Source organism: Streptomyces pyxinicus (genome assembly GCF_024753135.1).
Lineage (GTDB): Bacteria > Actinomycetota > Actinomycetes > Streptomycetales > Streptomycetaceae > Streptomyces > Streptomyces pyxinicus.
In genome coordinates this window covers 82,450-92,566 of record NZ_JANUGP010000029.1, presented here as the reverse complement: position 1 = coordinate 92,566, position 10,117 = coordinate 82,450, and the positions used below count along the sequence as shown (strand labels likewise).

The 10,117-nt window shown below is 72.3% G+C and carries 10 protein-coding genes and 1 pseudogene; 4 read left to right on the top strand and 7 right to left on the bottom strand.

Annotated features, from left to right (window positions below; genetic code table 11):
• Together NX794_RS29410 and NX794_RS29405 are read right to left on the bottom strand one after the other, a co-directional pair.
• Positions 1 to 298: pseudogene (locus NX794_RS29410) on the bottom strand (hypothetical protein); the annotation flags it as partial.
• 57 nt (positions 299 to 355) lie between these two features.
• The gene (locus tag NX794_RS29405; RefSeq protein WP_258782346.1) at positions 356 to 988 is read right to left on the bottom strand and encodes a TetR family transcriptional regulator; all 633 of its coding nucleotides are present in this window, start codon (positions 986 to 988) and stop codon (positions 356 to 358) included.
• Between the two features lie 219 nt (positions 989 to 1,207).
• Here NX794_RS29405 and NX794_RS29400 point away from each other — a divergent pair, with 219 nt between their 5' ends.
• From NX794_RS29400 to NX794_RS29390, 3 genes are read left to right on the top strand one after another with little or no spacing between them, the layout of a single operon-like run.
• The gene (locus tag NX794_RS29400; protein WP_258782345.1) at positions 1,208 to 2,677 is read left to right on the top strand and encodes a glycosyltransferase family 4 protein; all 1,470 of its coding nucleotides are present in this window, start codon (positions 1,208 to 1,210) and stop codon (positions 2,675 to 2,677) included.
• Positions 2,671 to 3,405: a class I SAM-dependent methyltransferase gene (locus tag NX794_RS29395; RefSeq protein ID WP_258782344.1), complete on the top strand. Its 735-nt coding sequence runs from the start codon at positions 2,671 to 2,673 to the stop codon at positions 3,403 to 3,405. Before NX794_RS29400 ends, NX794_RS29395 begins: the two co-directional genes overlap by 7 nt.
• Entirely contained in the window at positions 3,402 to 4,472 is a 1,071-nt protein-coding gene (locus tag NX794_RS29390; RefSeq protein WP_258782343.1) for a prenyltransferase/squalene oxidase repeat-containing protein, read from the top strand. Before NX794_RS29395 ends, NX794_RS29390 begins: the two co-directional genes overlap by 4 nt.
• Before the next feature lie 36 nt (positions 4,473 to 4,508).
• On the opposite strand, the gene NX794_RS29385 is transcribed toward NX794_RS29390, so the two are convergent.
• Positions 4,509 to 4,799 carry a hypothetical protein gene (locus NX794_RS29385; protein ID WP_258782342.1) on the bottom strand — a complete coding sequence of 97 codons (291 nt, stop codon included), beginning with the start codon at positions 4,797 to 4,799 and terminating at the stop codon, positions 4,509 to 4,511.
• 139 nt (positions 4,800 to 4,938) lie between these two features.
• Between NX794_RS29385 and NX794_RS29380 the strand changes: the two genes are divergently transcribed.
• Positions 4,939 to 5,514 carry a hypothetical protein gene (locus NX794_RS29380; protein WP_258782339.1) on the top strand — a complete coding sequence of 192 codons (576 nt, stop codon included), beginning with the start codon at positions 4,939 to 4,941 and terminating at the stop codon, positions 5,512 to 5,514.
• Positions 5,515 to 5,598: 84 nt separating this feature from the next.
• Here the strand turns inward: NX794_RS29380 and NX794_RS29375 are convergent, their stop codons facing one another.
• From NX794_RS29375 to NX794_RS29360, 4 genes are all read right to left on the bottom strand, one after another.
• The gene (locus NX794_RS29375; protein ID WP_258782338.1) at positions 5,599 to 6,453 is read right to left on the bottom strand and encodes a DUF5336 domain-containing protein; all 855 of its coding nucleotides are present in this window, start codon (positions 6,451 to 6,453) and stop codon (positions 5,599 to 5,601) included.
• 85 nt (positions 6,454 to 6,538) lie between these two features.
• Complete coding sequence (locus NX794_RS29370; protein ID WP_258782337.1) at positions 6,539 to 7,444, bottom strand: N-acetylmuramoyl-L-alanine amidase; 906 nt, start codon at positions 7,442 to 7,444, stop codon at positions 6,539 to 6,541.
• Between the two features lie 10 nt (positions 7,445 to 7,454).
• Positions 7,455 to 8,117: a class I SAM-dependent methyltransferase gene (locus NX794_RS29365; protein ID WP_258782336.1), complete on the bottom strand. Its 663-nt coding sequence runs from the start codon at positions 8,115 to 8,117 to the stop codon at positions 7,455 to 7,457.
• A 108-nt stretch (positions 8,118 to 8,225) separates the two neighbouring features.
• Positions 8,226 to 9,983 carry an MFS transporter gene (locus NX794_RS29360; RefSeq protein WP_258782334.1) on the bottom strand — a complete coding sequence of 586 codons (1,758 nt, stop codon included), beginning with the start codon at positions 9,981 to 9,983 and terminating at the stop codon, positions 8,226 to 8,228.
• Between the last annotated feature and the right edge of the window lie 134 nt (positions 9,984 to 10,117).

The window sequence follows — 10,117 nt, the reverse complement described above, 5'->3', positions numbered from 1 at the left end:
GCAGTCCGCGTTCCTCCACCGGCCCCGGGCCGTCACCCAGCGGGACCAGGACAGCGGTACGGCGGAACTCGCCCAGCAGCGCGGCGAATTCCCTCCTGCGGGCCCTTGCCGTCGTGCCCTCGGGGAGCGCCCCCGAGTCTCCGGACGCGCCCTGCCGACAGTCCGCGGGCGTATCGTCGTCCGGCGGCGAGTCCGTCTGCTCCTGCGAAGGCGTGGCCAGCTCCGCGTACTCGGCGAGCCGGGACCTGGGAACCTCGATGTGCGGTGACTCGCCTGAGCCGCCCCCGTGTTCAGACATGGGCCCCATCATCACCAGTGCGCCGACCGGGAACAAGCCGCCCCCGTCACACCCTCGTCACAGCCGTACCGCGGTGTCCTCCAGGTCGATCAACCGGCAAGCCGTCTCGATGTCCGTCCGGACCTGGGCGATGGACGCGCGGCCCGAGAGCCAGGTGACGAGGGCGGAGTGCCAGGTGTGTTCGATGACGCGGATCGCGGAGAGCTGTCCGGGGGTGGGGGCGGTGTCCAGGCGCATCGCGTCCAGGATGATGGCCGTCGTCTGGCGGGAGACCTGGTCGACCTCGGGGGAGACGCTGCGGTCGGCGAAGGTGAGGGCGCGGACCATCGCGTCGGCCAGGTGCGGCTCGCGCTGGAGGGCGCGGAAGGCGCGCATCAGGGTCTCGGCGACGCGTTCCCCGGCCGTGGCGCCCGCCGGTGGCCGGCGGCGCAGCGTTCCGTGCAGGTGCTCCAACTGGTCCTGCATGGTGGCGACCAGCAGGTGCACCTTGGACGGGAAGTAGCGGTACAGCGTCCCGAGGGCGACCTGCGAGCACTCCGCGACCTCGCGCATCTGCACCGCGTCGAAGCCGCCCCGGCCGGCCAGCCGGGCGCTCGCGCGCAGGATGCCGCGGCGGCGGGCCTCCTGCCGCTCGGTGAGCGGGGACGCGGGCCGGGCCGCGCCGGCTTGCAGCTTGGATCGCGCAGGCATGGGTCCCGTCCGTGACAGTCGGTGAGGGCGTCGGCAGGGCAGGTGACCGAAGCGCGCGGCGGGGCGGCGGGCCGTGGCGTGAATCACCTGATCCACTGCTCCCAGCGCTCCTACCTGCCGGTAGATTCGGAGCCTCTCGAATGATCAAGTCTGAAACTTGTTCTACATTAGCGTCCCGTCGTAGTCTCGCTCGGGTCGCAGGCAGAAGGGGGCACCGGAGTGACCGCTGAAGCCCGGGGTGCGGGTGCCGGCCAGGAACCCGCCGCCGACGGCGGGCGACCGCTCGACATCGCTCTCCTCACCTATAAGGGGAACCCGTTCTGCGGCGGCCAGGGCGTCTACGTACGGCACCTTTCGCGCGAACTCGCCCGTCTCGGCCACCGTGTCGAGGTCATCGGCTCCCAGCCCTACCCCGTCCTCGACGAGGGGCTCCCCGGCCTCACCCTCACCGAGCTGCCCAGCCTCGACCTGTACCGCCAGCCCGACCCCTTCCGCACCCCGAAGCGCGACGAGTACCGGGACTGGGTCGACGCCCTCGAAGTGGCCACCATGTGGACCGGCGGTTTCCCCGAGCCGCTGACCTTCTCGCTCCGCGCCCGCCGCCATCTGCGCGCCCGGCGCGGCGAGTTCGACGTCGTCCACGACAACCAGACGCTCGGCTACGGCCTGTTGGGCGACATCGGCGCCCCCCTGGTCACCACGATCCACCACCCCATCACCGTGGACCGGCAGTTGGAGCTGGACGCCGCCGGCACCTGGCAGCGCCGCTACTCGGTGCGCCGCTGGTACGCCTTCACCCGGATGCAGAAGCGCGTCGCCCGCCGCCTGCCCGCCGTCCTCACCGTCTCCGGCACCTCCCGGCAGGAGATCGTGGACCACCTCGGCGTCGCCGGCGACCGCGTCCACGTCGTCCACATCGGCGCCGACACCGGCCTGTTCGCGCCGGACCCGGCCGTGCCGCAGGTGCCGGGCCGGATCGTCACCACCTCCAGCGCCGACGTGCCCCTCAAGGGCCTGGTCTTCCTGGTGGAGGCGCTGGCCAAGGTGCGCACCGAGCACCCGGCCGCCCACCTCGTCGTCGTCGGCAAGCGGCCCACCGAGGGCCCGGTCGCCCAGGCGATGGAGCGCTACGGCCTCGCCGGGGCCGTCGAGTTCGTCAAGGGCATCTCCGACGCCGAACTGGTCGACCTGATCCGCTCCGCCGAGGTCGCCTGCGTGCCCTCGCTGTACGAGGGGTTCTCGCTGCCCGCCGCCGAGGCCATGGCCACCGGCACCCCGCTGGTCGCCACCACCGGCGGCGCCATCCCCGAGGTCGCCGGCCGCGACGGCGAGACCTGTCTGGCCGTACCGCCCGGCGACGCGGGCGCGCTGGCCGCCGGGCTCGGCCGGCTGCTCGGCGACCCGGAGCTGCGGACCCGGCTCGGCCGGGCCGGCCGGGAGCGGGTGCTGCGGCACTTCACCTGGGCGCGCGCCGCCGAGGGCACCGTCGCCCGCTACCGCGAGGCCATCGCCCGCTCCGCCGCCCCCGGCGACCGGCGCCCCGCAAGCCCCGTAAACCCGGTGGGCCCGGTGAGCCCCGAGCCCGGCCGGGCCCCGGCCGCCCCGAGCGTCGCCTCCACGGCCTCCGCGACCCCCGCGGCCTCCACGAGTGACACCGGCGTCTACCCCGAAAGCAGGGCCACGTGCTGACCGTCGACTTCACCCGGTTCCCGCTCGCCCCCGGCGACCGTGTCCTGGACCTCGGCTGCGGGGCCGGCCGGCACGCCTTCGAGTGCTACCGGCGCGGCGCCCAGGTCGTGGCCCTCGACCAGAACGGCGAGGAGATCCGCGAGGTCGCCAAGTGGTTCGCGGCGATGAAGGAGGCCGGCGAGGCACCGGAGGGCGCCACCGCCACCGCCATGGAGGGCGACGCCCTCGCGCTGCCGTTCCCGGACGCGTCCTTCGACGTCGTCATCATCTCCGAGGTGATGGAGCACATCCCCGACGACAAGGGCGTCCTCGCCGAGATGGTCCGCGTCCTCAAGCCGGGCGGCCGGATCGCCGTCACCGTGCCCCGCTACGGCCCCGAGAAGGTCTGCTGGGCGCTGTCCGACGCCTACCACGAGGTCGAGGGCGGCCACATCCGCATCTACCGGGCCGACGAACTCCTCGCCCGGATGCGCGAGGCGGGCCTCAAGCCCTACGGCACCCACCACGCCCACGCCCTGCACTCCCCGTACTGGTGGCTCAAGTGCGCGTTCGGCGTCGACAACGACAAGGCGCTGCCGGTGCAGGCGTACCACAAGCTGCTGGTCTGGGACATCATGAAGAAGCCGCTGGCCACCCGGGTCGCCGAGCGGGCGCTGAACCCGCTGATCGGCAAGAGCTTCGTGGCCTACGCGACCAAGCCCCACCTGCCCCGGGTGGACGCCCGGTGACCACGCCCCGGACAGAACACCTCGTCCTGCCCGGGGTCCTCACCGCCGAGCAGGCCGCCGCCACCGTGACCGGCCTGCTCACCGTGCAGCGGGAGGACGGCGCGATCCCCTGGTTCCGCGGCCACCACCTGGACCCCTGGGACCACACCGAGGCCGCCATGGCCCTGGACGCGGCCGGCGAGCACGAGGCCGCCGAGCGTGCCTACACCTGGCTCGCCCGGCACCAGAACCCGGACGGCTCCTGGTACGCCGCCTACGCCGACGGCGCCCACGACGACGTCACCGACCGCGCCCGCGAGTCCAACTTCGTCGCCTACATAGCCGTCGGCGTCTGGCACCACTACCTCTCCACCGGCGACGACACGTTCCTCGACCGCATGTGGCCGAGCGTGTACGCGGCCGTGGAATGGGTGCTGCGCCTCCAGCAGCCCGGCGGGCAGATCGGCTGGCGCCGCGACGACGACGGTACGGCCGCCACCGACGCGCTGCTGACCGGCAGTTCCTCCGTCCACCACGCCCTGCGCTGCGCCCTCGCCATCGCCGAGCAGCGCGAAGAGCCGCAGCCGGACTGGGAGTTGGCGGCCGGTGCGCTGCGGCACGCGATCCGCCGGCACCCCGAGCGGTTCCTCGACAAGGACCGCTACTCCATGGACTGGTACTATCCGGTCCTCGGCGGCGCGCTGACCGGTGCCGAGGCCAAGGCCCGCATCGAGGAGTCCTGGGACCGGTTCGTCGTCCCCGGCCTCGGTGTGCGCTGCGTGGTGCCCAACCCGTGGGTGACCGGCGGCGAGTCCAGCGAACTCGCCCTGGCCCTGTGGGTGGTGGGCGAGTCCGACCGGGCCCTGGAGATCCTGCAGTCCATCCAGCACCTGCGCGACCCCGACTCCGGCCTCTACTGGACGGGCTACGTCTTCGAGGACGGCGCCGTCTGGCCGCGCGAACTGACGACCTGGACGGCGGGCTCCCTGCTGCTGGCCGTGGCCGCGCTCGGCGGTCACGAGGCGACCTGCGCCGTCTTCGGCGGGGAGCACCTGCCGTCCGGTCTGGACCCCGACTGCTGCGCCTGAGCGCGCTTCGAGGTCCGTGAGCCCTCGGGGGAGGGCTCAGTGGCGCTGCATGCGGTTGGCGATGGCGTGGCCCACGAAGAGATAGACCACGGCCGCGAGCCCGTACCCGGCGACCACCCGGGCCCAGGCCTCGTCGAAGGTGAACAGGTCGTGCGACCACCCGGCCAGCCAGGAGGCCGCGTCATGGACGAACTGCACCAGGCTGTTCGCCCGGTTCGCGTCCAACAGGTACATCAGGATCCACAGCCCCAGGATGAAGGCCATGACGTCGGCGACGACCGCTATGACCGTGCCGGCCTGATTCGCTCCCGTGCGATATCGAGACATGGAAAGCGGATTGCCGCAACTCGGCGGCTGAAACAGGGCCGCTGCCCCGGTCCCGCGCTCCCGAGTGGCGCGCCTAGTCCGTCGGAGTGACGCTGCCGTAGGAAGCACACACGTGGAAAAGACACGTCGGGAGGACCCCGTGCCTGTACCGATACGGCGTCTCTGTGTGGCGCTGACTCTGTGCTGTGCCCTGGTGGCCGGAGCCACCGCGTGCGGCAGCGGCACCACCGGCAGCAGTACCACCGACACCAGAGCGACGGCCGCCGCGGCGGCGTTGGAGGCCACCCCCAGTCCCAGTACCTCGGCGGAACGCCAGAAGTTCGCCAAGACCAGGTTCGTGGCCAACGCGGGCCTCGCGGCCGGCGCCACCTACCAGTGGATCGTCAAGCCGTGGAAGGCCGGCAAGTTCAAGAAGGGCGCCCACGGCCGCAAGCTGGCCCTGGTCAAGGCCGGCCTCGCCGGTGCCTTCGCCTACAACCGGCTCAAGGCCGCGCAGAAGAACGCCAAGGGCGACCCCCTGCTGTCCAAGGCGCTCGCACCGCTGACCGCCGGCATCGAGTCCCTGAAGAACCTGCCGTCCAAGCTCCGCAAGGGCGACGAGAACGCGGCGGGTTCCTTCGACGACATCATCAACAAGGTCAAGGACGCCGGTAAGGATGCCGGCGCCCCGGTCAAGGACAAGGTGCCCTCGACCTCCCAGCTGACCAAGGGCTGACCCGACCGCGGCACTCACCGGGTACGACGACGGCCCCCCGCCCGCGAAGGGTGAGGGGCCGTTGCCACGGCGCGGCGTACGGCGTCAGCCGCGCTGGATGCCGGAGGTGTCCTGGAGCACGCCGCGGCGGCCGTCCTGGGTCTGCGCGACCAGCGCGGCACCGCGCTGCTCGACCGCCAGGTACCAGGTGCCCGGCGCCAGTTCGGCGATCGGGTTCTGCGAACCGTCCTCCGCGAACAGCGGGCGGGTCACCGGCACCGCGAACCAGAACGGCGAGAAGTCCGCCGCGGCGGCCGGCTGCGGCGCCGGCGCACCCTGGGCGGCCGACTGCGGCTGCGGCTGCGGCTGCCCGAACGGCTGCCCGGCCCCCGGCTGAGCGCCGTAGGGCTGCTGCGGCTGGTGGGCGCCCGGGTAGCCGTAACCGCCCTGCGGCTGCGCGCCGTAGGGGCTCGGGGCGGCGGGCTTGGGGGCCGGGATCAGGGACGCCTGGAGGGCGGGGACCAGGGGGGTGGCGATGGCGGCGGCCGCCATGACCAGCGTGGCGATCAGGGCGAGGATGAGACCGGTGCCGGCGTCCGGACCGGAACGGGACACGGTACTGATGTTGTTCGCGCCACCCGCCGGGTCGATGACGTTGCCCAGGGCGCTCCACGCCGCGAACACGGCGAAGGCGGCACCGAACTGCCCGAGTTCCAGGCCGGCGACCTTGCGCGGCGCCGACTGCGGCAGCACACGAGTGAGGACGATGAGCACGGCGCCGATGATCCCCGCCAGAACGACGCTCATCAGGACCGGACCGCTCGCCCACAGACTCGGCAGGTCGATGCTGTCGATGCCCTGGACGTCGTAGGAGTAGTTGTCGAGGAACGACGCGATGAACAGCACCACCGCTGCTCCGATCACCACGCCGTCGCCTCTAGTGAGGGAGCGGATATTCACTTCAAAGGTCCTTCGTAGGTCGTCTCGTCGTCGGTGAACACTATCGTTCGCACAATCGGGCTGTCCGGCCGGTTCCGCCCGTCGGTCAGGACTCGCGCAGGAAACTCATGATTCCCTCAGAGATCCCCCGCGCCGCCTTCTGCCGCCAGGCCCCGCTGGTCAGGAGTGCCGCGTCCGTGCTGTCGCGCATGTTGCCGCACTCCAGGAACACCTTGGGAACCTTTGACAGATTGAGACCACCCAGGTCCGTGCGCGTGACAAGACCGGTACCTTCGCCGAGGTAGTCGGCGGGCGCCTCGCCGGTCTCGCGGGCGAAGGCGCCCTTGAGCCGCGTCCCCAGCTCGTGCGAGGGCCCGACGATCCTCCGGGTGTCCGCCGCCCCGGCGTGCACCGCACCCGGCATGATCACGTGGAAGCCCCGGTTGCCGGCCGCCGAGCCGTCGGCGTGCAGGGAGATGGCCGCGTCCGCGTGCGCCGCGTTGCCGATCCGGGCCCGCTCGTCCACACAGGGCCCCCACGGCGGGCTGTCCCCGTCATGCGTCAACTTCACGGTGGCACCCTCCCGTTGGAGCAGCACCCGCAGCCGGTGAGCGAGATCGAGCGTGAACTTCGCCTCCGGATAACCGGCGTTGGTCGACGTCCCGGTGGTGTCGCACTCCTTGCGGTTCGTGCCGATGTCCACCTGCCGGTTGATTTCGGCCGGGTGCCGGACGTTGCCCGGGTTGTGCCCCGGGTCGATCACGACCACCTTGCCCCGCAGCGCCCCGCCCCCGGCGGCCGAGGAGGTGTCGGCACCCCGCTTGCCGTCGTCACCGGAGAGACCCGGAGCGGACGAGGCCGCTCGGGGGGAGCCGTCCGCCCCGCCCACCCCCTCGTACACCAGCCACCCGAGCAGCGCACCGGCCACCAACACGGCCAGCGCCACAGCCAACGGACCGTGCCGGAACCGACGCGGCTGCGGGACATCGAACTCGGGGCCTCGGTAGGACACGTCAGCGACTCTAACCGCGGCCTCGGACCCCCGCCTCCGTTCGCCGTAGAACCCGCAGCGAGCCGGTCGCCGGGATCTCCGTGAAGGCGCCGGAGGCGAGGGCGCGGAGGTAGACGCGGTACGGGGCCTGGCCGGTGAACTCGTCCTCGGGGTGGGGGAAGACGTCGTGGATCACCAGGAGACCGTCCTCGGCGATGTGCGGTGCCCAGCCCTCGTAGTCGGCGGTGGCGTGCTCGTCGGTGTGGCCGCCGTCGATGAACACGAGGGCGAGGGGGGAGTTCCAGATCGCCGCGATCTGGGGGGAGCGGCCGACCAGGGCGATCACGTGGTCCTCCAGGCCGGCCCGGAACAGGGTGCGCCGGAACAGCGGCAGGGTGTCCATGAGGCCCACCTCCGGGTCGACGGTCTCCGGGTCGTGGTAGTCCCAGCCGGGCTGCTGCTCCTCGCTGCCCCGGTGGTGGTCGACGGTCAGCGCGCTCACCCCGGCCGCGCGGGCCGCGTCGGCGAGCAGCACGGTGGACCGGCCGCAGTAGGTGCCGACCTCCAGCAGCGGGAGGCCCAGCTTCCCCGCCTCCACGGCGGCCGCGTACAGCGCCAGCCCCTCGTCCAGGGGCATGAACCCCTTGGCCCCCTCGAAAGCGGCCAGCGTCTTGGGGTCAGGGGTGGCGGGCATGGGGGCCTCTCGGTCGTGCGTACGGCGGGTGCGGCAACCATGCTGCCGCACCCGCCGTACGGCCGGACCAGGGGGGCGCTCCGTCAGCGGCGCTCCGTCAGAGGGGTGCTACGCGCTGACCGTCTCTCCCGGAAGGGGCGCCCCCGGCAGGGACAGGTCCAGGGCCACCGCACGCTCCGCCCCGGGATGCGTCGCGGAGGAGGCGAGCGGTCCGTGGCCGGGGGCCCGGGCCGCCAGGACGTAGGAGCCGCCGGAGGGGACGGGGACCGCGTAGGCGCCTTCCGCGTCGGAGAGGGTGGACCCGGCCTGGCGGCCCCGGTGGTCGATCAGGGTGACCTTGGCGCGGGCCACCGGGGCGCCGGTGGCGTCCAGGACCCGACCCCTGAAGCCTCGCAGGACTTCCTCGGCGCGCTCCAGGTTCGCGTCCTCCTCGCTGCTCGCCCGCAGCTGCGTGTGCTGGGCCGGGCGGGCGGCCTTCGGCAGGAAGAGGGCCAGCAGCAGGCCGACGGCGACGGCGGCCGTGGCGATCAGGAAGGAGACGCGGAAGCCGTGCATGGTCGGGACGGCGACGCCGCCCACGTCGTTCGCCGTGTTGGCGAGCACCATGCCGATGACGGCGCTGGAGACGGACGTGCCGATGGACCGCATCAGGGTGTTGAGGCCGTTGGCCGCGCCGGTCTCCGAGGCCGGCACCGCGCCGACGATCAGGGCGGGCAGTGAGGAGTAGGCGAGGCCGATGCCCGCGCCGAGCACCACCGAGGTGACGATGGTCTGCCAGGCCGCGTCCATCAGGCCGAGGCCGCCGCCGTAGCCGGCACCGATGATCAGCATGCCGGTGATCAGGGTGACCTTGGGGCCGTAGCGGGCGGACAGCCGGGCGTAGAGCGGTGCCGTGAACATCATGGTCAGGCCCAGCGGGGCCACGCACAGACCGGCGGCCACCATGGACTGGCCGAGGCCGTAGCCGGTGGCCTCCGGGAGCTGGAGCAGCTGGGGGAGGACCAGCGAGACGACGTAGAAGCTGACGCCGACCATGATCGAGGCGAGGTTGGTGAGCAGCACCTCGCGGCGGGCGGTGGTGCGCAGGTCGACCAGGGGCGCCTTGACCCGCAGCTCGAACACGCCCCACAGCAGCAGCACGGCGACGGACGCGCCGAACAGGCCGAGGGTCAGACCGGAGGACCAGCCCCAGTCGCTGCCCTTGGTGACCGGCAGCAGGAGCAGCACCAGGCCGACGGCCAGGCCGAGCGCGCCGGGCAGGTCGAAGGAGCCCTTCGCGCGCATCGGGGACTCGGGTACGACGAGGAGGGTGAGGGCGATGGCGACGGCGCCGAGGCCGGCGGCGCCGTAGAAGAGGGCGTGCCAGTCGGTGTGCTGGGCGACGAGAGCCGCGGCGGGCAGGGCGAGGCCGCCGCCGACGCCGATCGAGGAACTCATCAGGGCCATCGCCGAGCCGAGCTTCTCGCGCGGCAGCATGTCCCGCATCAGACCGATGCCGAGCGGGATCGCGCCCATCGCGAAGCCCTGGAGCGTACGGCCCACGATCATGGTGAGCAGCTGGCTGGTGACCGCGCTGACCAGGGCGCCGGCGACCATCACGGCGAGGCTGGATATCAGCATGCGGCGCTTGCCGTACAGGTCGCCGAGCCGGCCCATGATCGGGGTGGCGACAGCGCCGGACAGGAGGGTCGAGGTCAGTACCCAGGTGGCGTTGCTGGACTCGGTGTCCAGGAGCTGCGGCAGGTCCTTGATGACCGGCACGAGCAGCGTCTGCATCACCGCCACCACGATGCCCGCGAAGGCGAGCACCGGGACCACGGCCCCGCCGGCCCTCCGGTCGGGCCGATCGTTCGTCGTGTGGGTCATTGAGTGAGGCCTCCCGCGTGACATGAGTGCCGGGTAAACCTCGTATGCACAGGCAACTATTCCGTTGCTTCGGGCCCCTAATCAATCCTTGACCAAGTGATGGGATTCTGATCCGCCGTCAGCGGTGCTCACGT

Excerpts from the sequence above, each read along its gene's own strand:
- NX794_RS29405 (WP_258782346.1), bottom strand. The coding sequence starts at position 988 with ATGCCTGCGCGATCCAAGCTGCAAGCCGGCGCGGCCCGGCCCGCGTCC.
- NX794_RS29385 (WP_258782342.1), bottom strand. The coding sequence starts at position 4,799 with ATGTCTCGATATCGCACGGGAGCGAATCAGGCCGGCACGGTCATAGCG.
- NX794_RS29365 (WP_258782336.1), bottom strand. The coding sequence starts at position 8,117 with ATGCCCGCCACCCCTGACCCCAAGACGCTGGCCGCTTTCGAGGGGGCC.
- NX794_RS29360 (WP_258782334.1), bottom strand. The coding sequence starts at position 9,983 with ATGACCCACACGACGAACGATCGGCCCGACCGGAGGGCCGGCGGGGCC.